This is a genomic window from Aeromonas schubertii (assembly GCF_000820105.1).
In the GTDB taxonomy this organism is placed as follows: domain Bacteria; phylum Pseudomonadota; class Gammaproteobacteria; order Enterobacterales; family Aeromonadaceae; genus Aeromonas; species Aeromonas schubertii.
Window position 1 is genome coordinate 19,591 of the sequence record NZ_CDDB01000079.1, and the last position, 23,496, is coordinate 43,086.

The window sequence follows — 23,496 nt, forward strand, 5'->3', positions numbered from 1 at the left end:
TTCATAGTCAAGCAATTGAAAATATTGGAATTACTACTTATGGCACGCTCCTTGTAATTGACAGTGGGTTCATCACGATTCAACGAGGAGAAGACCATGAGCCTGTTTCGCCGACTGACCGATGTCCTGAATGCCAACCTGCACGCCCTGCTCGACAAGAGTGAAGAGCCCGAAAAGCTGCTGGGGCTGGTGATCGAGGAGATGGAGGAGGCCCAGATTGAGATGCGCACCCAGGCCGCCCGCCTCATCGCCGAGGGCAAGCAGATGGAGCGTCATCAGCTGGCCCTCGAGCGTCAGATCGCCCAATGGGAGGAGAAGGCGGCGCTGGCCCTGGAGAAGGGGCGTGAAGAGTTGGCCCGCGCCGCCCTGGCCGAGAAGTTGGCCGAGCAGGAGAAGTTGCGCCTGCTGGGTGAAGAGCAGGCGCGCCTTGGGGAGCTGAAGGTGCGCCTCGAGAGCGATGGCGAGCGCCTGGCCGCCAAACTGGCCGAGGCCAGAGAGAAGCGCAAGAGCCTGACCCTGCGTGAGGAGACGGCACGCAGCCGCCTCAAGGTACAGGCTCAGCTCGATACGGGCAGGATGCAGGCCCTGATGGATCGCTTCGATGGCATGCAGGGGAAGGTGGAGCAGCTCGAGGCGCAACTCGAGGCCGCCACCTGGGGGCAGAATGCCTCTCTCGCCGCCCAGTTTCGCGAGCTGGAGCAGGCCGACGAGATCGAGCGCGAGCTGGCTCGTCTGCGTGAGCGCCAGGGGAGCCGGGCATGACCCGCTGGCGCCGGGATCCCCTTCATGCCCGCCTGGGGGGCGTCTGCGCCGGCGTCGCCCGGGGGCTCGGGGGCTCGGGGTCTCGCGGGTGGCCGTGCGGCTGGCGGCGCTCTTTACCCTGGTGTTGATGCCCCCCCTGGCGCTGGCCCTCTACCTGGCCGGTATGGTGTTGATGTCGCCACGTGCCGAGGTGCGGCGCTGGCTCGATTGAGTGAGGGCCATTTGGCCCGTTGGAGGTAACCCTGATGGTCGAGTTTCTGGTACTGCTGGTGGTCCTGATCGGGATGGGGCTGGCGGGGTTTACCCTGTTGGCCATGGTGGTGGTGACGGGGCTGTTCGTCCTGTTTGGCATAGTGGGCGGCATGTTGGCGATGATCGTCAAGCTGGCGCCCTGGATCCTGCTGGTGTTGCTGGCCTGCTGGTTCTTGAGCTGGCGGCGCAACCGGCGCCCCCGTTACTACTAAACAGAGAGGGCGGCGTCGGCCGCCCCGCTTCGTTCAGCGCTCCATAATCTGGGTGATGTCATCCTTCTTTACCATCACCTCTCTCCCCTCGGCATCGTAATAGCGATACATGCCGGTGCTCTCGTCCAGTTTCGGCTTGCTGTCGGTGGTGATGAGCCGTCCATCCTTGGTGCTCATGATGTACTGAGAGCTGCAGCCAGCCAACATCAGGGTGCAGAGCAGGGCAAACAGGGTTCCTTTCATAACGCACTCTCCTCGGTGGGGTCAGTCCGCCCAAGTATAGGTGGCAGAAGGGGCGCTGAGGGGGAGTGGCGGATAACAAAAAGGCGCCTTGAGGCGCCTTTTGGGGATCGCTTCACCGGTCAGGTGATGCTCTTTTTCTGGGAGGCGGGCATCAGGCCCTGATTGACCTCGGCCAAGTCCTGCTCTTGCAGGGTACCGGCTGCCTGCTTGAGCTGCAGTATGCTCAGGATGTAGTTGTAGCGGGCCTCGGAGAGCTTCTGCTTGGCCTGGTAGAGCTTGCGGGTGGAGTCGAGTACGTCGACTATGGTTCGGGTACCCACCTCGTAGCCGGCCTCGGTCGCCTTGAGGGAGCTCTCGGCGGAGACCACGTACTGGGCATAGGCACGGACGGCACCGATGCTGGAGTTGACGTTGTTATAGGAAGAGCGGACCGTGCTCTGTACCGAGCGGAAGGTCTTCTCGAGCTGCTCGCTGGCGGCCACATAGGTGTGCTGGGCCTGCTTGACCCGGGAGGTGGTTGCACCGCCGCTGTAGAGGGGAAGCTTGAGGGTCAGGCCAACGCTCGCCTGATCCATGGTGCCATCCTGGGGATTGTCGAGCTTGTAGTCGTTGTTGGTGGTGCCAAGGCCGGCGCCCAGATCCAGGGTCGGCTCGTGACCTGTCTTGGCCAGATCGATCTGCTCCTTGGCGATGTCTTTGCCGATGCGGGCATTGTGCAGGGCCAGGTTCTTGTCGAGGGCCGTCTCGAGCCACTGATCCGAGTTGAGGGGGCTCTTGACCGGGCTGAAACGATCGGTATTGAGCACGTCCAGGCTACGGTAGTCGACACCGGTCAGCTCGCGCAGGGTCTCGTAGCTGTTGGCCAGGGTGTTCTCGGCCTGGATCTCGTCGGCCAGAGCCTGGTCGCGTTCTGCCTGGGCTTCGTTAACGTCGGTGATGGCGGTCAGGCCCACCTCGAAACGCTGCTGGGTCTGCTCGAGCTGGCGCTCGACCGCAGCCTTGTTGGCGCGCACAAACTCCAGGGTATCCTGGGCCTTGAGTACGTTGAAGTAGGCCTGGGCGGTACGCAGCATCAGGCTCTGCTGCTCGAGGTTGTAGCTGACATCGCTCTGGGTGGCACCCTTCTCGGTCAGGCTGAGATTGACCCAGTTGCTGCGACGGTAGATGGATTGATCCAGGGTCACCTGGGCGCCCAGCTGGGTGCGGGTGGCCACGTCATCCGTGGTGTTCTGATAATCGGCGGTGCCGGCCAGGTTGATCTGGGGCAGCAGGGCGGCACGGGATTCGTTGATCTTCTCGAAGGCGGCATCACGCTTGGCCTTGGACTCCAGCAACTGAGGATCCTTGACCTGGGCCTGATGGTAGATGTCGATGAGGTTCTCCGCATGGGCCGCGGTGCTGACACCCAGCATGACAAGCACGGACAGAAGAGTTCGTTTCATAGATTCCATAACCTTATTGGTAGATCCTGAGCGGTTGCCGGACGGGAAGGGGCGATCAAGCATACCCCCATGGGCTTTATCTGAGCTTAATGACCCTACTATAAGCAAAAATTCTTTCGTTTCATCCATTTCAGCGAATAACCGGGGGGCAAGGTCAATAGGTGACGCTTCCTGTGGAAGAGATTTACAAACTGTCACTTAGTCATCCCGTGGCATCCTGCTAGAATCCGCCCTCTGATGTCGGGGGGAGAAAAATGAATGAGCGTTCATTCATGGCCCCGTGATTCTAGATTCATCAGGGTTCAAGTCAAGCCAGGAGGCCAAGATGGTAGACAAGCGTCCGGTTGCGACCTTTGGTCCAACCGATGTAGAGGTGCTGGAGAAGCGCAGTGGTTACGACGGTTTCTTCAAGATCAACAGCTATCGACTGCGTCACCGTCTGTTCGCCGGCGGCTGGTCCGAACCCATGGTGCGCGAGCTGTTCGAGCGCGGCCATGCCGCCGCCCTGCTCGCCTATGATCCGCACCGGGATCAGGTGGTGATGGTCGAGCAGTTCCGTATCGGAGCCCTTACCACCAGCCAGACGCCCTGGTTGCTGGAGCTGATCGCCGGCATCATAGAGCCGGGCGAGCCCGCCGATGAGGTGGCACGGCGAGAGGCCGAGGAGGAGGCCGGCGTCACCATCGGACGCATCGAGCATGCTCTCAGCTACCTGGTGAGCCCGGGGGGCACCTCGGAGCGTATCGAGGTGTTTGTGGGCGAGGTGGATGCCGGCTCGGCACAGGGGCTGCATGGCCTGGCCGAAGAGGGCGAGGATATCCGCGTGCATGTACTAGGCAGAGAGAGCGCCTATGCTCTGGTAGAGTCGGGGGGCATCGACAACGCCGCCTCGGTCATCGCGCTGCAGTGGCTGCAGTTACATCATGTGCAGTTGAAGGCCCGTTGGGCAGGAGCAAGTTGAGTGTTACAGGCACAGCGAAAATATGTGCCGGATCTGCGGACCATGCAGCGCACCTGTGAGGTGAACTACATGGCCCTGATGCGGTTGCTGCCGGGTGAGCTGGTACCCGGGGCCGAACGCCACTATCAGGCGGGCGACCTCTTTTTTCGCCTCGAGGTTCTGGAAGAGAGTCGCTTCACCACCCGGGTTGCCTTCAGCCAGTGCAACCCCGATCTGCCGGCCTGGTTGCAGAGTCAGGCAGAGATTCGTTTGTATCATGATGTGCGCATGGCGGAAGTGTGTGCGGCCCAACAGATTTCCCGCCTGCAACCGGGATATGATTACCCGAATGAAGGCATGCACCAGCCCGATGAGAAGGCCCAGGTCAACCAGTTTCTGGCCGAGTGGCTTAACTTCTGTCTCAGGCATGGTTCCACCCTTGCCAAGATTTTCTAATCCATAAGAAGAAGCGTGATTTTGGAAACAGAGCGACTTCAGGCGCCCGACGGGTGTGTGCGCCTGCTGCAAATAACCGACACCCATCTCTTTGCCAACCCCGAGGGGCAACTGCTCGGGGTGCGCACGGCCGACAGCCTGGCGGCCGTGCTGGAGCGTGTGCAAGGCAGTGACGAGCCCTTCGATCTGGTGCTGGCGACGGGAGATCTCTCCCAGGATCACAGCGCCGGCTCTTACCAGCGCTTCGCGCAGATGATGGCCCCGCTTGGCAAACCCATCTACTGGTTGCCCGGCAATCACGACGACGGCCCCCTGATGAACCAGAGCCTCTTTGAGGCGGGGATCAGCGAGGCCAAGTGGCTGGTTGGCGAGCATTGGCAGATCATCCTGCTCGATACCCAGGTGCGCACCAAGCCCCATGGTGTGCTGGCCGATCATCAGTTGGCTGCTCTCGATCGCGCCCTGCGCACCCATCCGGACAAGCATGCCCTGATCGCCTTGCACCATCAGGGGGTGCCGGTCGGTTGTGCCTGGCTCGATCAGCACAATCTCAAGAATGCCGACGATCTGTTTGCCGTCCTGGCCCGCTATCCCCAGGCCAGTGCCATCCTCTTTGGCCATGTGCATCAGGAATTTGACGAGGTGCACAGAGGAGTTCGTCTCATCGCCACCCCCTCCACCTGCATTCAGTTCAAGCCCCTGTGCGACGACTTTACCCTCGATGAGTCGGGGCCGGGCTGGCGTTATCTGACCCTGCATCCGGACGGCCGCATCGACACCCAGGTGTGGCGACTGCCCGCCGGCAGCTTCGTGCCGGACTCCCAGGCCCGGGGGTACTAGGTGGCCTCGGTTCTGCTCTATCTGCACGGGTTTAACTCTTCTCCCGCCTCCCTCAAGGCAACCCAGATGGCCGAGTGGGTGGCCGCTCACAGGCCCGATATCCGGGTGGTGATCCCGGCCCAACCGAGTACACCGGCGGCCGCCTGGCACTGTATTGAACAGACCATTGCCGCCCAGCCCGAGGGAACCTTGCTCGGCGTCGTGGGCAGCTCTCTGGGGGGCTTCATGGCCACCCGGGTGGCCGAGCGTTACGGTTGCCGCGCCGTGCTGGTCAATCCTGCGGTGCGTCCCCACGCGTTGCTGGCCGACTATCTGGGGCCCCAGCAGAACCCCTATACCGGGGAGTGCTACGACCTGACTCATGAGCACATGGCCGAGCTCGAGGCGCTGGCCGTGCCGGTGACGGCCCCCGAGCGTCTCTGGGTGTTGCAGCAGGAGGCTGATGAGGTGCTCGACAGCCATCAGGCGCTTCAGGAGTATCGCTTCGCCCGCTTCACCATGGAGTGTGAGGGGAACCACGCCTTCGTCGGTTTCGAGCGCTACTGTGCCCAGATAGTGCGCTTCCTTGGCCTCTGAGCCTGAGTGTCATAAGAGTGGCCCATGAAAAGGCGACCATGCGGTCGCCTTCTTGTTTCCAGAGGGGCTTAGGCCTCTTCGATCCCGACGATGTGCCAGGGGGCTCCGGCCTTGGCCAGGTCGCGCTCCAGGTGCCACACCTCCTTGATGTCGGCCTCGACGTTTTCGGTGCGGTCCATGTAGCGACCGGTGAACAGCACGCTCACCTGCGCCCAGTCGCTGCCGTGGTCGGCACGAACCAGCTGGGTATCCACGTACATCACTTCGGTGTGCTGCTCGCCGGCGAGCTCGGCGCGGTCAGCCTTGAGCTGGTCGAACAGCTCCGGGCTCACGTATTCACGAATCTTCTCCAGATCGTTCTTGTTCCACGCCTCTTGCAGGGTGCGGTAGTGATCGCGGGCGCCGGAGAGGAAGGCATTCATGTCAAAGCCCGGGGGCAGACGGAAGGGGACATCGCTCTCGGTGAAGCCGCTCGCCTGGGGGGCGCTGCTATCAGCCTGAAAGGCCTGCGGCGTCGGCTGTTGGGGCTGATAACCCGCATAGGCCGCTTGCGGTCGGGCGGCCTGGGGGGCACCGCCTTTGCGCAGGGTGCGCAGCAGGAACATGACCCCGAACGCCAGGGCGGCGATCAGCACGAAGTCCATCGCCTGCAGCCCCTCGAAGGCGCCGCTGCCGAGCAGCCAGGCAAACAGACCACCGGCCAGCAGGCCACCGAGCAGGCCGCCCATCAGGCCGCTCTTCTTGGGCGCGGTCTGGGCTCCCAGGGTCGGGTTCTTGCTATCGACAGGCTTGGCGGCCGGTTGGGCCGGTGCCGTCTTGTAGCTCTTGCCAAAGGACTTGCCTCCGCCCAGCTTCTTGGCTTCGGCGATCGGTGCCCCCAGGCCAATGGCCAGGATGACGGCAAACAGGGTCAACACTCTTTTCATGTCGGCTCTTTTTCACTCTCGTTCGTTCAAAGGAGCGATGCGCCTTGCATCGCAGGCTGCGAATCATCCCATGAATCGCCAGCGTGCCCCATTGATAACTGCTCTGGCATGAATTATTCATGAATGGAGAGGCGTGTCGTGATAACAAAGAGGGAAGCAAACCATGAAGATTCGTCGAGCCAGCCGCCGCGAGCGCAAGCAGCGTAGCAAGCAGAAGTTGCGTCAGGAGTCCCTGCCTGCCATCTGGTTAATCTGTCCGATCTGATTGGGCCTCGCGGTGGAGGGGGATATTTTGTAGAATTCTCCCTCCTTTCGAGCAATTCAGATCCCCTATGGCAGAGCAAGCGGCGGCGAAGAAAGACGCCAAGACACAACAGCTGAAGGTTCCCCCCCACTCGTTCGAGGCCGAGCAGTCCGTGCTGGGCGGTCTCATGCTCGACAACGACGCCTGGGATCGGGTGGCCGAACGGGTCATCGACAAGGACTTCTACAGCCGTCCCCACCGCCTTATCTTCCAGGCCATGACCCGCCTCTCCAATGCGGGCAGCCCCATCGATCTCATCACGGTGCAAGAGGATCTCGAGCGCTCCGAGCAGCTCGAGGAGGTGGGCGGTTTCGCCTACCTGGTGGAGATCGCCAAGAATACCCCCAGTGCCGCCAACATTGGTGCCTACGCCGAAATCGTGCGCGAGCGGGCCGTGGTGCGCGAGATGATCGCCGTGGCCAACGAGATCGTCGAGGCCGGCTATGAGCCCCAGGGGCGCAACTCCGGGGATCTGCTCGATCTGGCCGAGAGCAAGGTGTTCCAGATCGCCGAGCAGCGTACCAGCGCCAGTGAAGGTCCCCAGCCCCTCAAGCTGATCCTCGAGCAGACCGTCGACAAGATTGAGGAGCTGTTCAAGACCCCCCACAACGGGGTAACCGGGGTCTCGTCGGGTTATCACGATCTGGACAAGATGACTGCCGGCCTGCAGCGCTCGGATCTGGTCATCGTCGCGGCCCGTCCCTCCATGGGCAAGACCACCTTTGCCATGAACCTGTGCGAGCACGCGGCGCTCACCGCCGACAAGCCGGTGCTTATCTTCTCCCTCGAGATGCCCTCGGAACAGATCATCATGCGTATGCTCGCCTCGGTGGGGCGCATCGACCAGACCAAGGTGCGGACCGGTCAGCTCGACGACGAGGATTGGGCTCGCCTCTCCTCGACCATGGGGCTGCTGCTCGAGAAAGGGAAGATGTACATCGACGACTCCTCCGGCCTTACCCCGACCGAAGTGCGCTCGCGTGCCCGTCGGGTGGCGCGGGACAACGGCGGCATCAGCATGATCATGGTGGACTACCTGCAGCTGATGCGAGTGCCCAGTCTCTCCGACAACCGGACCCTGGAGATCGGTGAAATCTCCCGCTCCCTCAAGGCCCTGGCGAAAGAGCTGCAGTGTCCCGTGGTGGCCCTCTCCCAGCTTAACCGAAGCCTGGAGCAGCGGGCCGACAAGCGCCCGGTCAACTCGGACCTTCGTGAATCCGGCTCCATCGAACAGGATGCGGACCTCATCATGTTCATCTACCGCGACGAGGTCTATCACGACGACAGCCCCGACAAGGGGATCGCCGAGATCATCATCGGCAAACAGCGTAACGGCCCGATAGGAAGAGTGCGGTTGACCTTCCAGGGCCAATTCTCGCGCTTTGACAACTACGCGGGTCCGGCGTTTGATGATGACTATTAAGGCGAGCATCCGCTAACGCTCGCCACCATAGCCCCGGCTTGGGTCTGTACCCTCCCGGGGCCTGTTTTCCCGGTTCGACAATTCTGCCGGTCCGGCCATGACAACTGAGCGGCGGCCTCCGGCCTCCCGTCGGGGGGCTGCGCCATTTGTGCTCTCGTAAGGGAAAACCATGAAAGCGGCAACTGCCCAAATCAATACCGAGGCCCTGCGCCACAATCTCTCCGTGGTCAAGCGCCACGCCCCCGAATGCAAGATCATCGCCGTGGTCAAGGCCAACGCCTATGGCCACGGCCTGCTGCCGGTCGCCCGTACCCTGGCGGCGGCGGATGCCTATGCGGTGGCCCGCATCGAGGAGGCGCTGATGCTGCGCTCCTGCGCCGTGGTCAAGCCCATCGTGCTGCTGGAAGGCTTCTTCTCCCCCGACGATCTGCCGGTGCTGGCGGCCAATAATCTGCAGACTGCGGTGCACACCTGGGAGCAGCTCGAGGCGCTGGAGCAGGCCGAGCTTCCCGCCCCCGTCGTGGCCTGGCTCAAGCTCGATACCGGCATGCACCGCCTCGGGGTGCGTGCCGAAGAGATGCCCGCCTTCATCGAGCGCCTCGGCAAGTGCAAGAACGTGGTGCAGCCGTTCAACGTCATGACCCACTTCAGCCGCTCCGACGAGCTGGACCAACCCACCACCCGCGAGCAGATCGATCTCTTCAGCCAGCTGACGGCTCCCCTGGCCGGCGAGCGCGCCATGGCCAACTCGGCCGGCATCCTGGCCTGGCCGGATTCCCACTGCGACTGGGTGCGCCCCGGCGTCATCCTCTACGGTGTTTCGCCGTTCCCGGACACGGTGGCGGCGGATTACGACCTCAAACCCGTGATGACGCTCAAGACCCAGCTTATCGCGGTGCGCGACCACAAGGCGGGCGAGCCCGTCGGCTACGGGGCCAACTGGGTGTCGGAGCGAGACACGCGCCTCGGGGTGGTGGCCATCGGCTACGGCGACGGTTATCCGCGCATGGCTCCCAACGGCACGCCCGTGCTGATCAACGGTCGCATCGTGCCGCTGGTCGGCCGCGTCTCCATGGACATGACCACGGTCGATCTGGGGCCTGGTGCCTGCGACAAGGCAGGGGACGAGGTGGTGCTGTGGGGTGACGGGTTGCCGGTAGAGCGGGTGGCCGAGGCCATCGGTACCATTCCCTATGAGCTCATCACCAAGCTCACCTCCCGGGTCTTTATGGAGTACGTCTGATGTGGCATCAGCGTTTGATCACCCTGAGGCCCCGCTCGCGGGGCTTTCACTTGGTGACCGACGAGCTGCTGGCCCAACTGCCCGAGCTTGCCGGCTACCGGGTGGGCCTGGTGCACCTGCTGCTGCAACACACCTCCGCCTCGCTCACCCTCAACGAGAACTGCGACCCGAGCGTGCGCGCCGATATGGAGGCGCACCTGCACCGTTTGGCGCCGCAAGAGGCCCCCTACTATCGCCACACCGATGAAGGGCCGGATGACATGCCCGCCCATATCAAGTCCTCCCTGCTTGGCGTGAGCCTGCAATTGCCCATTCGGGAGGGACGCCTGGCCCTCGGTACCTGGCAGGGGATCTGGCTCGGCGAGCACCGCCTGGACGGCGGGGCCCGCAAGATAGTGGTGACCCTGCAGGGCGAGTAAGCCGGGACCGTCACGAACAAAGAGGGATGGCATTGCGCCATCCCTCTTCGTTTTGGTTTTTCCCCGAAGGCGCGCTAGCGCGCTGCGAAGGGGGTCAGCCCGGCCAGCGGGGTCGCCTCCATAAAAGCCTGCGGCGCCTGATCCTGTTTAAAGATCTTGAAGTCTTCTCCCCGCGCACTCCAGTACTCGATGGTATTCCCGCTCACCTGCAGCAGGCTCGCTTCGCGCAGTGCCACTACGTACTCGCTCGGGTTGATGGCGCAGAACTCGGCCAGACGCTCGTCCCGGGTCTCCCCCTTGTGGCCGTTGATGACCGTATCCAGATAGTGAGGATTGATCTGCAGGGGGAACAGGCCCAGGGCCGGCAGCACGGCGGCGCTGCAGACCGGCATGTCGTTGGTGGTGCGAATGGAGGGCGTGGCTACATTTGTGCCTGCGCTCCAGCCTACATAGGGGACGCCCCGCTCGCGCACGGCCCGCTGGATGGGGACCACCAGTCCCCGCTCGTGGAGTTGCTGATTGAGGCGCCAGCTATTGCCTCCGCTGACGAAGATGGCCTGGGCCTGCTGCACCGCGGCCACCGGATCGGCGGCGTGGTGGATGCTCTGCACCTCGACGCCCAGGCTCTCGGCCAGCTCCGCCGCCCTCTGATCCCAGTCTCCCCGAATGACGGCATAGGGGATCAGCAGGATGCGTTGTACATTGTGGCGAGCCAGCAGGGCTCTTACCCGCTCCCGGGCCCAGCCGAGCAGGCCGGGTTGTTCGTCGGTTTTTCCGTTGCTAAGCAGTAGCAGATCCATGATGGACTCCTCGATAGAAGACGCGCCCCCTGGGGCGAAAAGGGAGTGCAGACCATAGCGCGTGCGGCGTACAAAAACTGTGATCGAGGGGTCATAGGGCGACGCACTGAGGGAAATCATATGAAGATAGCGTCGCTCGATCATCTGGTGCTCACCGTGACCGACCTCGATCGCACCCTTGAGTTTTATCGGGATGTGCTGGGGATGGAGGAGGTGCGCTTTGGGGAGGGGAGGGTGGCCCTCGCCTTCGGTAGCCAGAAGATCAACCTGCACCGGAGTGGACAGGAGTTCGAGCCCAAGGCGGCCCGTGTCATGGTGGGAAGCGGGGATCTCTGTTTTATCGTGACCACTGCGCTCGAGCGGGTTGCCGCCGAGCTGGGGGCGGCGGGGATCCCCGTCGAAGCGGGGCCGGTGCACCGTACCGGTGCCACCGGCCCCCTGCTGTCACTCTATGTCCGCGATCCGGACGGTAACCTTATCGAGCTCGCCAATCGAGCCTGATTCTGGTCATTTCACCTTGAGGTCGACCCACACCAGGCGGTGATCCGAGGAGACCTTCTTGGCGATGTCCGGTTTGCCGTCGAACACCCCGTAGACCAGGTGGTAGCCACTCTGGCTGCTCGAGGGCCAGAACACGCCGGCGGCGCTCGCCTCCAGATTGGCCGAGGGGAGTACATGATCGAGCTGTAGGCCACTGCTGCTGGTGATGCGCTCCGGGGTGGGGCGGCTGTTGTTGCGTTGGCACACCTTGCTTGCCAGGCACTCGGGGCCCCCCTCGCTGGTGGGGATGAGATGGCCGTTACTCACCGCCTGATTGACCAGGGCGTTGTTGTGCAGATCCTGGATGGCGGTGAGATCCCCGTCGCCGATCTGGGGGTCGGCGTTGAGATCCCCGGCGATGACGAAGCGCGCCCCGCTGGCGAGCCCGCCCGCCTTGCCCTGGTCATCGACCATGTAGCTTTCGCCGGCCACATAGTCGTTCCAGAAATCCACCTCGGCGCGGTTGTGTTTGAGGTTGTGGCGCGCCGCGTTGCCGAAGATGGGGGGCGTCGGGTGGGAGAGCAGGAAGTGGATCACCGTCTCGCCGTTACCCGTCTTCACCCGAACCGGCACATCCACATGGTTCTTGGAGGAGAGGGGGAAGCCATTCCAGGCCGCGTCGCTGTACCAGCGATCGCCGCATTGGCGATTGGCCGGGATCGGGGCCTTGGCGTTATTGCAGTCGTCGATGACGGGGTTCTGCTCACCCGGCATATCCTTCCACTTGAACTTCTGGAAGGTGCGGATCTGCTTGCTATCCACCGGATACTTGGAGAGCAGGGCGAAGGCGTACTGGCCGTGGTAGTTGCCAAAGCCCCAGGCATCGTCCGGGCCCGAGTTCACCTTGCCATCGTTGTTGAGATCGAAGCCGCTCATCAGGCCGGTGTTGGTGGCGAAGCTCTCCATGACCGGATAGGTGATGGCCTTGACCTCGGCGTGCTGGGCATGGGCCAGATAGTTGTCGTTGAAGGCCTTCAGATCCCGGGTGTCTCCACCTTTGCCGTCGTTGTCGAACTCGTCGAGCACGAAGACATCCGGGCGGGTGCGCTGGATGATCTCGGCCACGTTGCGGATCTGCTGGACATTTTTGGCCTTGGTTTCAGTGGCGCCGGAGAGGCTCCCTTCGGCCAGTTGAGCCAGCAGGGCATCCTGCTCGGCACGGGTCAGGGCCAGCGCGCCGGAGAGCATGCCTGCGGCGGTGCGATCGAAGGAGAGGTTGAAGGTGGCAAAGCGAACCGTGCTGGCCGCAGCGTCGTTATCGTCGCTATTAAAGGAAAATTCGCAACCGGCGAGCAGGGCCAGCGACACTGAGGCCGCCAGTGCATGTTTCATCATTGTTTTCATTGTTGTGTTCCGTAGCGTAGACAGATGATGCTCCGGTGGAGCGCTGGCATTATAGAGAGTTGTTCGGCTTCGAACGGGGTGGAATGGGGGAAGTGTGAGGCCATTCACAACCAAAAGAGTAAAACGAAAAGGGCCCATGACGGGCCCCCTGGTTACTCCGGCTTGGGAGTGAGTATGGTTGGCTTGGGATTGGGCAGTTGATCCGGGTAGTCGAGGTTATAGTGCAGGCCACGGGACTCCTTGCGGCGGATGGCGCACTCGACGATAAGCTCGGCCACCTGCAACAGGTTGCGCAGCTCCAGCAGGTTGTTGGAGACACGGAAGTTGGCGTAATACTCCTGCACCTCCTGCTTGAGCAGCTCGATGCGGCGCTTGGCCCGCTCGAGGCGCTTGTTGGTGCGAACGATCCCCACATAGTCCCACATCATCAGGCGCAGCTCGTGCCAGTTGTGCTGGATCACCACCCGCTCGTCCGAGTCGTCCACCTGGCTCTCGTCCCAGGCGGGCAGGGAGGGGGGCTCTTCGCTCGCCGGCAGCTTGGCCAGAATATCCTCGGCGGCGAAGCGGGCGTAGACCACGCACTCGAGCAGGGAGTTGGAGGCCATGCGGTTGGCGCCGTGCAGCCCGGTGTAGGTCACCTCGCCGATGGCGTAGAGACCCGGCACATCGGTCTGGCCGTGCTTGTCGACCATGACGCCGCCACAGGTGTAGTGGGCGGCCGGCACCACGGGCATGGGCTCCTTGGTGATGTCGATGCCCACCGCCATGCAGCGCTCATAGATGGTCGGGAAGTGCTTGATGATGAAATCCGACGGCTTGTGGCTGATGTCCAGATACATGCAGTCCACCCCGAGGCGCTTCATCTCGTGGTCGATGGCGCGGGCGACGATATCCCGCGGTGCCAGCTCGGCGCGCTCGTCAAAATCGGGCATGAAGCGGCTGCCATCGGGGCGGCGCAGGTAGGCCCCCTCACCGCGCAGGGCCTCGGTCAGCAGGAAGTTGCGATCGTCCGGGTGGAACAGGCTGGTGGGGTGGAACTGGTTGAACTCCAGATTCGCCACCCGGCAGCCGGCGCGCCACGCCATGGCGATGCCATCGCCCGAGCTCACGTCCGGGTTGGAGGTGTACTGATAGACCTTGGAGGCGCCGCCGGTGGCCAGGGCCACGAAGCGGGCGCGCACCATCTCTACCTCTTCGCTGTCCCGGTTCCAGACATAGGCGCCAAGCACCCGATTGCCGGGCAGGCCGAGTTTGCGGGTGGTGATGAGATCGACCGCGTTGAAGCGCTCCATCAACTGAATATTGGGGTGCTGGCGCACCTGATCGACCAGGGTGGTCTGGACCGCCTTGCCGGTGGCGTCGGCGGCATGGAAGATGCGGCGGTGGCTGTGCCCCCCCTCGCGGGTGAGGTGATAGTGCTCCTCTCCCTCCTCTCCCTCTTCCTTGTCAAACGGTACCCCTTGGCCGATCAGCCACTGGATCGAGTCGCGGGCGTGGCGAGCGGTAAACTCGACCGCTCGCGCGTCGCACAATCCGGCGCCGGCATTGAGGGTGTCGCTGACATGGGATTCGATGCTGTCGGTCTCGTCGAACACGGCAGCGATGCCTCCTTGCGCATAGAAAGTGGCCCCTTCACTGATGGGCCCCTTGCTCAGTACGAGGACTTTTGCCGAGTCTGCCAGGCGCAGGGCGAGGGAGAGACCGGCGGCACCGCTACCAATGATGAGCACGTCGCAAAGGTATTCAACGCTTGCTTTCATAAGTATCATTGGCCTGAGTTAAAACTGGCCCTATGGTAGCCCAAGGGGCCGCGAGGATGCAGCCTGCATCACATTTTTTTGCGCCCGAGCGAACTTTCCTTGCTGAACCCTGTCTGAACTAGTGCGCTTAGGAAGGGCCGGATGAGAAGAACGATAACCTGATGGGGGTTTTACGGCTCCAATGAGCGACCAGAATCTACTGGACGAACAATTGGTTGAGCGAGTTCAACGCGGTGACAAGAACGCGTTCAACCTGCTGGTACGCAAGTATCAGCACAAGGTGGTCAACCTGGTATCACGCTATGTCAGCAACCCCGGTGACGTGCCCGATGTGGCACAGGAGGCCTTCATCAAGGCCTACCGCTCCATCGGAACGTTTCGCGGCGAGAGTGCCTTTTATACCTGGTTGTATCGTATTGCCGTGAACACGGCCAAGAACTACCTGACCTCCCAGGGGCGCCGTCCCCCCAGCAGTGATGTGGAGGCAGACGAGGCAGAGTACTACGACGGCGGCGAGGCCTTGACCGAGACCTCGACTCCGGAAAATCTGGCGTTGACCGACGAGATCAAGCGTACCGTCTTCGCCACCATAGAGGCTCTGCCCGAAGATTTACGGACGGCAATCACCCTTCGAGAACTGGAAGGGCTGAGTTATGAGGAGATTGCAGAGATTATGGAGTGTCCGGTGGGTACCGTGCGTTCCAGAATCTTTCGAGCGCGGGAAGCGATCGACAAGAAGCTGCAGCCTCTGATTGCACATTAACTTGGGGATACAGGTTTTCTTATGGCGAACAAAGAGCAACTTTCCGCCCTGATGGATGGGGTGCTGGACGGTGAGCAGGGTCGGCAGGCGATTGATGAGGTCATGAGCGATGCCGAGCTGCAAGCCAGCTGGTCACGCTATCACCTCATCGGTGATGCCATGCGGGGCGAGCTGCCTGACACCATGCAGTTCGATCTGTGTGACAAGATTGCCATGGCGCTGGATGAGGAGCCCACCGTGCTGGCTCCCCAGCCGGCACCGACCGCGCCGCTTCATGGTGGCAAGGTGATCCCGCTGGTGCGCCGCTTCGGCCAGCAAATGGGGCAATATGCCATCGCCGCCTCCGTGGCCGCCGCCGTCATCTTCGGGGTGCAGCATTACCAGGGTCAGGATTCGGTGACTCCGGTCAATCCTGTGCTCAACACCATCCCGATCGGCGGCAATGCGGCGCCGGTGAGCGTTCACTATCCCAAGGACGACAGCCGGGCCCGCCAGCAGGCACTGACCGAGCAGCAGATGAATGAGCAGCGGGATCGCATCAATGCCTTCTTGCGCGATCACCAGCTGCAGCAACGTCTCCATCAGGCACAACAGGTTCAGGAATAGTCTTCGTGCGCAAGAGTCGCCTCGCAGTATCGGCCGCTCTGCTCCTGATTTGCTCCCAGGCCTCGGCCGACCCTGCGTCGGCCGAGGCCTTGCTGCAACAGATGCAGAGTGCCTCTCACCATCGTCACTTCGAACTCTCCATGGTCAAGGTTCGTCAGGGACGCATCGAATCACTTCGTTACAGCCATACGATCATCAAGGGGCAGCAGGTGGCCCACCTGACCCATCTGGATGGTCAGAATATCGAGTTTCTGCAACGGGCCGACGATTACACCTTCTTCGAAGCCGGCCACTCTCCCTATACCCTCAAGGGGGCCCGCTTCCCCGGCATCTGGAGCGCTTTGCAACGGGTGCCCCTCGACCAGTTGACCCGCTCCTATGACGTGGTGATGGCCGGCCGCAGCCGGGTGGCCGGTCAGGTCTCCCAGGTGGTGCGTCTGGTGCCCCGGGACGGAGAGAAGTACGGCTTCGTGCTCTGGCTCGATGAGGAGAGCCACCTCTTGCTGCGGGTCGACATGATCGATCGGGAAGGTAATCTGGTGGAGCAGGTGCTGGGGGTCGATCTCGATCTGCTGACGGCGGCGCCGGCCTGGCTCGCCAAGCTGGCTGCGGAATCCCAGCCGCCGGCCCTGGCGCTGGAAGAGGCCTATCAGGCGCCCCAGCAGGAGCTGGCATGGCGCATCACCTGGCTGCCGGATGGCTTTATCCTCAAGTCGCGGGATCGCCACCGTCTGGTGGCCACCAATCAGCCGGTCGATTACATGATGGCTTCGGACGGTCTGGTGGATCTCTCGGTCTATGTCTCCCGGGCCGATCCCCAGCAGAGCGTGCGCCAGCAGCTGATCCGTCAGGGGGCGACCACGTTGGTGAGCTTCGTCAATGACGTCGGGGTGGAGATCACCGTGGTGGGCGAGGTGCCTGCCGAGACCGCCAAGCGCATTGCCGAGTCGATCAAGCCCCTCTCTCGCAACGAGGCGGTGCAATGAGCCCCATGAGTGAGGAGCTGGCCACCGTGGTCGAGCTCGACGGCGATCACGCCTGGGTCAGCTGCGAGCGGCGCAGTGCCTGCAGCGGCTGCCAGCAGCAGAGCGACTGTGGCACAGGTACCGTCGCCAAGGCCCTGGCCAACCGTGCCCAGCGGGTGCGGGTGCGCCTGTGCGAGGAGGTGCGGGTGGGTCAGCAGATCCGCATCGGCATTCCCCAGCGCAGCCTGATCCAGGGGGCTCTGCTGGTCTATCTGCTGCCCCTGCTCTGTCTGGTGGGGGGCGGTCTGGTTGGCCAGCTCTGGCTGCGCCCCCTGCTGCAGGGAGGAGAGGGGGTCAGTATCCTCGCCACGGCGCTGGGGGGCGGACTCGGTTTTTTACTGGTTCGTTACCTTTCCCACCGCCTCGGTGAGGGGGAGTATGCCCCCCGTATGCTGGGGCGCGTGATCCCGACCCGTTTCCATCCTTAACCCCCGCAGAAGGCGATTTTACTGGGGTGGCCGACTAAAGAATGGCCGAGCGTGCGCTTATCCAGTAAAATCCTGCCTCCATATCCGGATACCACAACTTTTTGAGTGATTATTGCTCGATGAAACACATTCGTAACTTTTCCATTATCGCCCACATTGACCACGGTAAGTCGACGCTGTCCGACCGCCTGATCCAGACCTGCGGCGGCCTCTCCGACCGCGAGATGCAGGCCCAGGTTCTCGACTCCATGGAACTGGAGCGTGAGCGCGGCATTACCATCAAGGCACAGAGTGTGACCCTGAACTACCAGGCCAAAGACGGTAACACCTATCAGCTGAACTTTATCGACACCCCGGGCCACGTGGACTTCTCCTACGAGGTATCCCGTTCCCTGGCTGCCTGTGAAGGGGCGCTGCTGGTGGTGGATGCCGGTCAGGGGGTTGAGGCACAGACTCTGGCTAACTGCTATACCGCCATGGAAATGGACCTGGAAGTGGTGCCGGTGCTCAACAAGATCGACCTGCCGGCGGCAGAGCCCGAGCGTGTGGCCGAGGAGATTGAGGACATCGTCGGCATCGATGCGATCGACGCGGTGCGCTGTTCCGCCAAGACCGGCCTCGGCGTCGATCTGGTGCTGGAAGAGATAGTGGCCAAGATCCCCTCACCGGAAGGGGATCCCGATGCACCGCTGCAGGCGCTGATCATCGACTCCTGGTTCGACTCCTATCTGGGCGTCGTCTCCCTGGTGCGCATCAAGAACGGCTCCCTCAAGAAGGGCGAGAAGATCAAAGTGATGAGCACCGGCCAGACCTGGGGCGTCGATCGCATCGGTATCTTCACGCCGAAGCAGGTGGACACCGACGGCCTGGGCTGTGGCGAGGTAGGTTGGGTTGTCTGCGGCATCAAGGACATCCACGGTGCGCCGGTGGGCGATACCCTGACCCTGGCCAAGCACGGCGCCGACAAGCCGCTGGCGGGCTTCAAGAAGGTCAAGCCCCAGGTCTATGCGGGCCTGTTCCCCATCTCCAGCGATGACTACGAGGCGTTCCGCGATGCCCTCGAGAAGCTCTCTCTCAACGACGCCTCCCTCTTCTATGAGCCGGAGAACTCCACCGCCCTGGGCTTTGGCTTCCGCTGTGGCTTCCTCGGCATGCTGCACATGGAGATCATCCAGGAGCGTCTGGAGCGTGAATACGATCTGGATCTCATCACCACGGCGCCGACCGTAGTCTATGAGGTGCTCACCACCGATGGCGAGACCGTCTACATCGACAGCCCGGCCCAACTGCCGGCGGTGACCAGCATTCAAGAGGTGCGCGAGCCCATCGCCGAGTGCAACATCCTGCTGCCCCAGGAGTACATGGGCAACGTCATCACCCTCTGTATCGAGAAGCGCGGCGTGCAGACCAACATGGTCTACCACGGCAAGCAGGTGGCGCTGACCTATGAGATCCCCATGGCGGAGGTGGTGCTCGACTTCTTCGACCGCCTCAAGTCCACCAGCCGCGGCTACGCCTCCCTGGACTACGGCTTCAAGCGCTTCGAGACCTCCGACATGGTGCGTCTGGACATCCTCATCAATGGTGAGCGGGTCGACGCCCTGGCCATCATCACCCACAAGGAGAACTCCCAGTACCGGGGTCGCCAGGTGGTGGAGAAGATGCGCGAGCTGATCCCGCGCCAGATGTTCGACATCGCCATCCAGGCCGCCATCGGCAACCACGTCATCGCCCGCAGCACCGTCAAGGCCCTGCGTAAGGACGTGACGGCCAAGTGCTACGGCGGTGACGTGAGCCGTAAGAAAAAGCTGCTGCAGAAGCAGAAAGAGGGTAAGAAACGGATGAAGTCCCTGGGTCGCGTCGACGTGCCCCAGGAGGCTTTCCTGGCCATTCTCCACGTAGGTAAGGACTAATCTCCCATGGCGAGCACCTTTTCCCTGATCCTGGTCGTCGTCACCATACTGACGGGCATTATCTGGACCGTTGACAAGCTGGTCTGGGCCAAGCAGCGCGCCGCCAAGGTGGCCGTGGCCCGCGCCAACGGCGCCGAGGATGCCAAGAGCCTGGCCAAGCTGGCCGAGCGGCCGGTCTGGGTCGAGCAGACCGGTGGCGTCTTCCCGGTGATCGCCCTGGTGCTGATCCTGCGCTCCTTCGTCTATGAGCCGTTTCAGATCCCGTCCGGCTCCATGATGCCGACCCTGCTGGTGGGCGACTTCATCCTGGTGGAGAAGTTCGCCTATGGTCTGCGCGATCCGGTGACCAACACCAAGTTCCTCGAGACCGGGGAGCCCAAGCGCGGTGATGTGGTGGTCTTCAAGTATCCGCTGGATACCCGTGTCGACTACATCAAGCGGGTGGTGGGGCTGCCCGGGGATCGCATCCTCTATCGCAACAAGGAGCTGATGATCCGCCCCCGTTGCGACGAGGGGCAGAGCTGCGGTGGCTTCAAGAAGCTGGATGTGAAGTTCGAGCAGCGCGGCGAGTTTACCCAGATGGGGATCCCGCTCGATCGCTACACCGAGCAGCTGGGAGCGGTGAGCCATGAGACCCTGCGTAACCCCGTGATGCCCGATCTGGTGGACCGTTATTACCGCCAGAGCGGGACCTATCCGGACGAGTGGGTAGTGCCGGAGGGGCACTACTTCGTGATGGGTGACAACCGTGACAACAGTACCGACAGCCGTTTCTGGGGCTTCGTGCCCGAGCAGAACCTGGTCGGCAAGGCGGTCGCCATCTGGATCAGTTTTGAATTTGAACGGGAAGAAGGGTCACTGCTGCCGGGTTGGATCCCGACCGGCGTCCGCTTCAACCGTATTGGCGCAATCAAGTGATGACCATCAAGCGTAACCGGCTGCAGTCCCGACTGGGCTACAGCTTCAACGACGGCGAGCTGCTGACCCGGGCCCTGACCCACCGCAGCGCCGGCTCCCGTCATAACGAGCGCCTGGAATTTCTGGGCGACTCTATCCTCAGCCTGGTGATCGCGGAGGAGCTGTTCCACCGCTTCCCCCAGGTGGCGGAAGGGGACATGAGCCGCATGCGGGCCACCCTGGTGCGCGAGAAGACCCTGGCCGAGCTGGCCCGTGAGTTCGAACTCGGTGATCACCTGATCCTGGGGCCGGGCGAGCTCAAGAGCGGCGGCTTCCGTCGTGAGTCGATCCTGGCCGACACGGTCGAGGCGCTCATCGGTGCCATCTATCTGGACAGCGGCATGGATACCACCCGTACCCTGCTGCTGGGCTGGTACGCCAGCCGTCTGGAGGAGATCAAGCCCGGCGTCGAGCAAAAGGATCCCAAGACCCGTCTGCAGGAGATCCTGCAGGGCAACCGCAAGCCGCTGCCCACCTACACCGTCATCAACGTCAAGGGTGAGGCCCACAACCAGGAGTTTACCGTCCAGTGTGACGTAGACGGCCTGGGCACCCCCCTGGTCGGTATCGGCTCGAGCCGCCGCAAGGCGGAGCAGGCCGCCGCCCAACAAGCCCTGGAGCAGTTGCTATGAGCGAACACGAGATGACCTACTGCGGCTTCGTCGCCATCGTCGGTCGCCCCAATGTGGGCAAGTCGACCCTGCTCAACCAGCTGCTCGGGCAGAAGGTGAGCATCACCTCGAAGAAACCCCAGACCACCCGGCACCGCATCCTGGGTATCGACACCGAGGGGGCCTATCAGACCGTCTACGTGGATACCCCGGGTCTGCACATCGAGGAGAAGCGGGCCATCAACCGCCTGATGAACCGCGCCGCCACCAGCTCCCTGGGCGACGTGGCCATGGTGGTGTTCGTGGTGGACGGCACCCACTGGACCAAGGATGACGAGATGGTGCTGGGCAAGCTGCGTGGCCTCAAGTGCCCCATCGTGCTGGCCATCAACAAGGTGGACCAGATCAAGGACAAGGAGGCGCTGCTGCCGCACCTGGAGTTCCTCGGCAGCCAGATGAAGTTCACCCACGTCCTGCCCATCTCCGCCCGCAAGGGTGACAACGTGGAGAAGATCCGCGAGTGGGCCAAGGAGTGGTTGCCCGAGAACGATCACTTCTTCCCGGAAGACTACATCACGGATCGCTCGTCGCGCTTCATGGCCGCCGAGATCATCCGCGAGAAGCTGATGCGCTTCACCGGTGAGGAGCTGCCCTACTCCGTGACCGTGGAGATCGAACGCTTCAAGGTCGAAGAGAACGGCATCTTCCACATCAACGGCCTGATCCTGGTCGAGCGGGAAGGGCAGAAGAAGATGGTGATCGGCAACAAGGGCGAGAAGATCAAGACCATCGGCATCGAGGCGCGCATGGACATGGAGCGGCTGTTCCAAAACCAGGTGCACCTGGAGCTGTGGGTCAAGGTGAAGGCCGGCTGGGCCGACGACGAGCGCGCCCTGCGCAGTCTCGGCTACGGTGACGACTGATCCGCGGCGGGACGCCCATGCAGCCCCGCAGCCGTGATGGCGGCGACCAGGTCGCCGCCTTCGTCATCCACACCCGTCCCTATCGGGAGACCAGCCAGCTGGTCGAGGTGTTCAGTGCCGAGCTGGGGCGACTCACCCTGGTGGCCAAGGGTTCCCGCACCCAGCGCTCCCCCCTCAAGGGGGTGTTGCAGCCCTTCGCCCGCCTCGCATTGAGCTGGCGTGGACGTGGCGATCTCAAGACCCTCACCCGTGCCGAGCTGCTGCTCTTGCCGACCCGCCTGAGCGGGGATCGACTCTTCTACGGCCTCTATCTCAACGAGCTGGTCTACTACCTGCTGGAATCGGGCACCCCCTTTCCCGAGGTGTTCGAGGCCTACGCCGAGGCCCTCACCCTGCTGGCCGATACCCCGGTCCCCGAGCTGCCCCTGCGCCGCTTCGAGTTCCTGCTGCTGGAGGCGCTCGGCTACGCGGTGGACTTCGAGATCACCGCCGACGAGGAGTCACCGATCCTGCCGGATTGCCTCTACGGGTTCGAGCGCGAGCTGGGCTTTGTCGCCCGCGAGCGCACACCCGATCCCGCCAACCTCTTTCTCGGTGCTCATCTGCACGCCTTTGCCGAGCACCGTTTCGATACTCCGGCCATCTTGCAGGCCGCCAAGCGTTTCAGCCGGTTGGCCCTGCAACCCTATCTGGGGCATCGCCGCCTCAGGAGCCGGGAGTTGTTTCTCAAACGCAAGGTTTCATCCAAGGAGTAGTCAATGAGCGAGATCTATCTGGGGGTCAACATCGACCACATCGCCACCCTGCGCAACGCCCGCGGTACCCAGTATCCGGATCCGGTACAGGCCGCCTTCGTGGCCGAGCAGGCCGGTGCCGACGGGATCACCGTGCACCTGCGCGAGGATCGCCGCCACATCACCGACCGTGACGTAGAGATCCTGCGCCAGACCATCCAGACCAGGATGAACCTGGAGATGGCGGTCACCGAGGAGATGCTCGGCATCGCCTGCCGCCTGAAGCCCCACTTTGTCTGCCTGGTGCCGGAGAAGCGCACCGAGGTGACCACCGAGGGGGGGCTGGATGTGGCCGGCCAGCTCGACAAGATCAAGGACGCCGTGGCGCGTCTGGCCGCCGTCGGCAGCCAGGTGTCGCTGTTTATCGACGCCGACCCGGTGCAGATCGATGCCGCCGCCGAGAGCGGTGCCCCCTTCATCGAGATCCACACCGGCCGCTATGCCGATGCGCTGAGTGAGGCCGAGCAGAACGCCGAACTCAAGCGCATCAAGGCGGGGGCCTCCTATGCGGCGGGCAAGGGGCTCAAGGTCAACGCCGGCCACGGCCTGCACTACCACAACGTCAAGCCGATCGCCGCCATCCCCGAGATGATCGAGCTCAACATCGGCCACGCCATCATCGGCCGCGCCGCCTTCGACGGCCTGGCCAAGGCGGTCAGCGACATGCGAGCCCTGATGCAAGAGGCGCGCGCCGGTCTGTGAGTCTGCGCAGGGTTTACCCTGTGACGCCCTGATACAATGAGCCTCGTATGAGTTTCTTTTGAGGTTCAAGATGCGAGTCATGGAATCGAAGTGGCGTCTCGGGGTGATCCTGCTGGCGGCCCTGCTGACCCCGCTGCTCTATCAGTCGGTGGGGCTGACCCAGCTGCATGAGCCGCAGCGCTGGCTGGTGCTGCTGACCATTCCCCTCGGCCTGGTGCAGTTGCTGGGCTGGCTGGCGGAAGGTGTGCACCGGTTGGTGCAGAGCCGGCGGCAGAATTGATATCCGATTGAG

28 protein-coding genes are annotated in these 23,496 nt (G+C 62.8%); 22 read left to right on the forward strand and 6 right to left on the reverse strand.

The features are described 5' to 3' along the window. Window positions 1-96 precede the first annotated feature (96 nt). From BN1133_RS15760 to pspG, 3 genes are all read left to right on the forward strand, one after another. On the forward strand, window positions 97-762 hold the full coding sequence (locus BN1133_RS15760; protein ID WP_050667429.1) for a PspA/IM30 family protein: 666 nt from the start codon (window positions 97-99) through the stop codon (window positions 760-762). Between the two features lie 88 nt (window positions 763-850). Next, entirely contained in the window at window positions 851-973 is a 123-nt protein-coding gene (locus tag BN1133_RS20585) for a hypothetical protein (protein WP_269084467.1), read from the forward strand. Window positions 974-1,007: 34 nt separating this feature from the next. Then, window positions 1,008-1,226 (forward strand): envelope stress response protein PspG, encoded by a 219-nt coding sequence (gene pspG, locus BN1133_RS15770; RefSeq protein ID WP_050667430.1) that lies wholly within the window; start codon window positions 1,008-1,010, stop codon window positions 1,224-1,226. Window positions 1,227-1,259: 33 nt separating this feature from the next. Here pspG and BN1133_RS15775 read toward each other — a convergent pair whose 3' ends face one another. After that, on the reverse strand, window positions 1,260-1,469 hold the full coding sequence (locus BN1133_RS15775) for a YgdI/YgdR family lipoprotein (RefSeq protein WP_050667431.1): 210 nt from the start codon (window positions 1,467-1,469) through the stop codon (window positions 1,260-1,262). A 119-nt stretch (window positions 1,470-1,588) separates the two neighbouring features. Then, window positions 1,589-2,911, reverse strand: coding sequence for an outer membrane channel protein TolC (gene tolC / locus BN1133_RS15780; RefSeq protein ID WP_050667432.1), 1,323 nt, complete (start codon window positions 2,909-2,911; stop codon window positions 1,589-1,591). Between the two features lie 325 nt (window positions 2,912-3,236). Here tolC and nudF point away from each other — a divergent pair, with 325 nt between their 5' ends. Genes nudF through BN1133_RS15800 form a run of 4 tightly spaced genes read left to right on the forward strand, consistent with a single transcriptional unit; the run spans window position 3,237 to window position 5,723 of the window. Continuing rightward, complete coding sequence (nudF, locus tag BN1133_RS15785) at window positions 3,237-3,872, forward strand: ADP-ribose diphosphatase (RefSeq protein WP_050667433.1); 636 nt, start codon at window positions 3,237-3,239, stop codon at window positions 3,870-3,872. A 42-nt stretch (window positions 3,873-3,914) separates the two neighbouring features. Next, the gene (locus tag BN1133_RS15790; protein ID WP_050667468.1) at window positions 3,915-4,307 is read left to right on the forward strand and encodes a DUF1249 domain-containing protein; all 393 of its coding nucleotides are present in this window, start codon (window positions 3,915-3,917) and stop codon (window positions 4,305-4,307) included. A 21-nt stretch (window positions 4,308-4,328) separates the two neighbouring features. Beyond that, window positions 4,329-5,147 (forward strand): 3',5'-cyclic-AMP phosphodiesterase, encoded by an 819-nt coding sequence (gene cpdA / locus BN1133_RS15795; protein ID WP_050667434.1) that lies wholly within the window; start codon window positions 4,329-4,331, stop codon window positions 5,145-5,147. After that, window positions 5,148-5,723: a YqiA/YcfP family alpha/beta fold hydrolase gene (locus tag BN1133_RS15800; RefSeq protein WP_050667435.1), complete on the forward strand. Its 576-nt coding sequence runs from the start codon at window positions 5,148-5,150 to the stop codon at window positions 5,721-5,723. A gap of 68 nt (window positions 5,724-5,791) precedes the next feature. Here the strand turns inward: BN1133_RS15800 and BN1133_RS15805 are convergent, their stop codons facing one another. Next, a complete protein-coding gene (locus BN1133_RS15805) occupies window positions 5,792-6,649 on the reverse strand; it encodes a Tim44 domain-containing protein (RefSeq protein WP_050667436.1) in 858 nt (285 codons plus the stop codon). A 332-nt stretch (window positions 6,650-6,981) separates the two neighbouring features. On the opposite strand from BN1133_RS15805, the gene dnaB reads away from it, so the two are divergent. The 3 genes from dnaB to BN1133_RS15820 all read left to right on the forward strand — a co-directional run bounded on the left by dnaB (window position 6,982) and on the right by BN1133_RS15820 (window position 10,038). Beyond that, window positions 6,982-8,376 carry a replicative DNA helicase gene (gene dnaB, locus BN1133_RS15810; protein WP_050667437.1) on the forward strand — a complete coding sequence of 465 codons (1,395 nt, stop codon included), beginning with the start codon at window positions 6,982-6,984 and terminating at the stop codon, window positions 8,374-8,376. Window positions 8,377-8,545: 169 nt separating this feature from the next. Beyond that, window positions 8,546-9,619 (forward strand): alanine racemase, encoded by a 1,074-nt coding sequence (alr, locus tag BN1133_RS15815; protein WP_050667438.1) that lies wholly within the window; start codon window positions 8,546-8,548, stop codon window positions 9,617-9,619. Next, on the forward strand, window positions 9,619-10,038 hold the full coding sequence (locus BN1133_RS15820) for a secondary thiamine-phosphate synthase enzyme YjbQ (RefSeq protein WP_050667439.1): 420 nt from the start codon (window positions 9,619-9,621) through the stop codon (window positions 10,036-10,038). The genes alr and BN1133_RS15820 overlap by 1 nt, the downstream gene beginning before the upstream one ends. A 74-nt stretch (window positions 10,039-10,112) precedes the next feature. Here BN1133_RS15820 and pepE read toward each other — a convergent pair whose 3' ends face one another. After that, the gene (gene pepE, locus BN1133_RS15825; RefSeq protein ID WP_050667440.1) at window positions 10,113-10,838 is read right to left on the reverse strand and encodes a dipeptidase PepE; all 726 of its coding nucleotides are present in this window, start codon (window positions 10,836-10,838) and stop codon (window positions 10,113-10,115) included. A gap of 120 nt (window positions 10,839-10,958) precedes the next feature. Here pepE and BN1133_RS15830 point away from each other — a divergent pair, with 120 nt between their 5' ends. After that, entirely contained in the window at window positions 10,959-11,339 is a 381-nt protein-coding gene (locus BN1133_RS15830) for a VOC family protein (RefSeq protein WP_050667441.1), read from the forward strand. Window positions 11,340-11,345: 6 nt separating this feature from the next. Here the strand turns inward: BN1133_RS15830 and BN1133_RS15835 are convergent, their stop codons facing one another. Then, the gene (locus BN1133_RS15835) at window positions 11,346-12,710 is read right to left on the reverse strand and encodes an endonuclease/exonuclease/phosphatase family protein (protein ID WP_407922069.1); all 1,365 of its coding nucleotides are present in this window, start codon (window positions 12,708-12,710) and stop codon (window positions 11,346-11,348) included. Between the two features lie 164 nt (window positions 12,711-12,874). Continuing rightward, a complete protein-coding gene (nadB, locus tag BN1133_RS15840; RefSeq protein ID WP_050667443.1) occupies window positions 12,875-14,482 on the reverse strand; it encodes an L-aspartate oxidase in 1,608 nt (535 codons plus the stop codon). A gap of 181 nt (window positions 14,483-14,663) precedes the next feature. Between nadB and rpoE the strand changes: the two genes are divergently transcribed. The 11 genes from rpoE to BN1133_RS15895 all read left to right on the forward strand — a co-directional run bounded on the left by rpoE (window position 14,664) and on the right by BN1133_RS15895 (window position 23,484). Beyond that, entirely contained in the window at window positions 14,664-15,245 is a 582-nt protein-coding gene (gene rpoE / locus BN1133_RS15845; protein ID WP_050667444.1) for an RNA polymerase sigma factor RpoE, read from the forward strand. Between the two features lie 21 nt (window positions 15,246-15,266). Continuing rightward, entirely contained in the window at window positions 15,267-15,851 is a 585-nt protein-coding gene (locus BN1133_RS15850) for a sigma-E factor negative regulatory protein (protein WP_050667445.1), read from the forward strand. 5 nt (window positions 15,852-15,856) lie between these two features. After that, a complete protein-coding gene (locus BN1133_RS15855; protein ID WP_050667446.1) occupies window positions 15,857-16,837 on the forward strand; it encodes a MucB/RseB C-terminal domain-containing protein in 981 nt (326 codons plus the stop codon). A 5-nt stretch (window positions 16,838-16,842) separates the two neighbouring features. Then, window positions 16,843-17,304 (forward strand): SoxR reducing system RseC family protein, encoded by a 462-nt coding sequence (locus tag BN1133_RS15860; protein WP_050667469.1) that lies wholly within the window; start codon window positions 16,843-16,845, stop codon window positions 17,302-17,304. 119 nt (window positions 17,305-17,423) lie between these two features. Then, window positions 17,424-19,217: a translation elongation factor 4 gene (gene lepA / locus BN1133_RS15865; protein ID WP_050667447.1), complete on the forward strand. Its 1,794-nt coding sequence runs from the start codon at window positions 17,424-17,426 to the stop codon at window positions 19,215-19,217. Window positions 19,218-19,223: 6 nt separating this feature from the next. Further along, window positions 19,224-20,135 carry a signal peptidase I gene (lepB, locus tag BN1133_RS15870; RefSeq protein ID WP_050667448.1) on the forward strand — a complete coding sequence of 304 codons (912 nt, stop codon included), beginning with the start codon at window positions 19,224-19,226 and terminating at the stop codon, window positions 20,133-20,135. Continuing rightward, window positions 20,135-20,806 carry a ribonuclease III gene (rnc, locus tag BN1133_RS15875; protein WP_050667449.1) on the forward strand — a complete coding sequence of 224 codons (672 nt, stop codon included), beginning with the start codon at window positions 20,135-20,137 and terminating at the stop codon, window positions 20,804-20,806. The genes lepB and rnc overlap by 1 nt, the downstream gene beginning before the upstream one ends. After that, window positions 20,803-21,708 carry a GTPase Era gene (era, locus tag BN1133_RS15880; protein WP_050667450.1) on the forward strand — a complete coding sequence of 302 codons (906 nt, stop codon included), beginning with the start codon at window positions 20,803-20,805 and terminating at the stop codon, window positions 21,706-21,708. The genes rnc and era overlap by 4 nt, the downstream gene beginning before the upstream one ends. Window positions 21,709-21,725: 17 nt before the next feature. Then, entirely contained in the window at window positions 21,726-22,463 is a 738-nt protein-coding gene (gene recO / locus BN1133_RS15885) for a DNA repair protein RecO (RefSeq protein WP_050667451.1), read from the forward strand. Between the two features lie 3 nt (window positions 22,464-22,466). Continuing rightward, a complete protein-coding gene (gene pdxJ, locus BN1133_RS15890; RefSeq protein WP_050667452.1) occupies window positions 22,467-23,204 on the forward strand; it encodes a pyridoxine 5'-phosphate synthase in 738 nt (245 codons plus the stop codon). Between the two features lie 79 nt (window positions 23,205-23,283). Beyond that, entirely contained in the window at window positions 23,284-23,484 is a 201-nt protein-coding gene (locus tag BN1133_RS15895) for a hypothetical protein (protein WP_050667453.1), read from the forward strand. The last annotated feature ends 12 nt before the right edge of the window (window positions 23,485-23,496 follow it).

Coding starts and splice junctions, on each gene's coding strand:
- alr (WP_050667438.1), top strand. CDS start 8,546: ATGAAAGCGGCAACTGCCCAAATCAATACCGAGGCCCTGCGCCACAAT.
- tolC (WP_050667432.1), bottom strand. CDS start 2,911: ATGAAACGAACTCTTCTGTCCGTGCTTGTCATGCTGGGTGTCAGCACC.
- rpoE (WP_050667444.1), top strand. CDS start 14,664: ATGAGCGACCAGAATCTACTGGACGAACAATTGGTTGAGCGAGTTCAA.
- nudF (WP_050667433.1), top strand. CDS start 3,237: ATGGTAGACAAGCGTCCGGTTGCGACCTTTGGTCCAACCGATGTAGAG.
- era (WP_050667450.1), top strand. CDS start 20,803: ATGAGCGAACACGAGATGACCTACTGCGGCTTCGTCGCCATCGTCGGT.
- BN1133_RS15775 (WP_050667431.1), bottom strand. CDS start 1,469: ATGAAAGGAACCCTGTTTGCCCTGCTCTGCACCCTGATGTTGGCTGGC.
- dnaB (WP_050667437.1), top strand. CDS start 6,982: ATGGCAGAGCAAGCGGCGGCGAAGAAAGACGCCAAGACACAACAGCTG.
- BN1133_RS15820 (WP_050667439.1), top strand. CDS start 9,619: ATGTGGCATCAGCGTTTGATCACCCTGAGGCCCCGCTCGCGGGGCTTT.
- BN1133_RS15850 (WP_050667445.1), top strand. CDS start 15,267: ATGGCGAACAAAGAGCAACTTTCCGCCCTGATGGATGGGGTGCTGGAC.
- BN1133_RS15835 (WP_407922069.1), bottom strand. CDS start 12,710: ATGAAACATGCACTGGCGGCCTCAGTGTCGCTGGCCCTGCTCGCCGGT.
- lepB (WP_050667448.1), top strand. CDS start 19,224: ATGGCGAGCACCTTTTCCCTGATCCTGGTCGTCGTCACCATACTGACG.
- pepE (WP_050667440.1), bottom strand. CDS start 10,838: ATGGATCTGCTACTGCTTAGCAACGGAAAAACCGACGAACAACCCGGC.
- BN1133_RS15790 (WP_050667468.1), top strand. CDS start 3,915: ATGCAGCGCACCTGTGAGGTGAACTACATGGCCCTGATGCGGTTGCTG.
- BN1133_RS15760 (WP_050667429.1), top strand. CDS start 97: ATGAGCCTGTTTCGCCGACTGACCGATGTCCTGAATGCCAACCTGCAC.
- pspG (WP_050667430.1), top strand. CDS start 1,008: ATGGTCGAGTTTCTGGTACTGCTGGTGGTCCTGATCGGGATGGGGCTG.
- lepA (WP_050667447.1), top strand. CDS start 17,424: ATGAAACACATTCGTAACTTTTCCATTATCGCCCACATTGACCACGGT.
- BN1133_RS15860 (WP_050667469.1), top strand. CDS start 16,843: ATGAGTGAGGAGCTGGCCACCGTGGTCGAGCTCGACGGCGATCACGCC.
- BN1133_RS15895 (WP_050667453.1), top strand. CDS start 23,284: ATGGAATCGAAGTGGCGTCTCGGGGTGATCCTGCTGGCGGCCCTGCTG.
- nadB (WP_050667443.1), bottom strand. CDS start 14,482: ATGAAAGCAAGCGTTGAATACCTTTGCGACGTGCTCATCATTGGTAGC.
- BN1133_RS15805 (WP_050667436.1), bottom strand. CDS start 6,649: ATGAAAAGAGTGTTGACCCTGTTTGCCGTCATCCTGGCCATTGGCCTG.
- pdxJ (WP_050667452.1), top strand. CDS start 22,467: ATGAGCGAGATCTATCTGGGGGTCAACATCGACCACATCGCCACCCTG.
- recO (WP_050667451.1), top strand. CDS start 21,726: ATGCAGCCCCGCAGCCGTGATGGCGGCGACCAGGTCGCCGCCTTCGTC.
- rnc (WP_050667449.1), top strand. CDS start 20,135: ATGACCATCAAGCGTAACCGGCTGCAGTCCCGACTGGGCTACAGCTTC.
- BN1133_RS15830 (WP_050667441.1), top strand. CDS start 10,959: ATGAAGATAGCGTCGCTCGATCATCTGGTGCTCACCGTGACCGACCTC.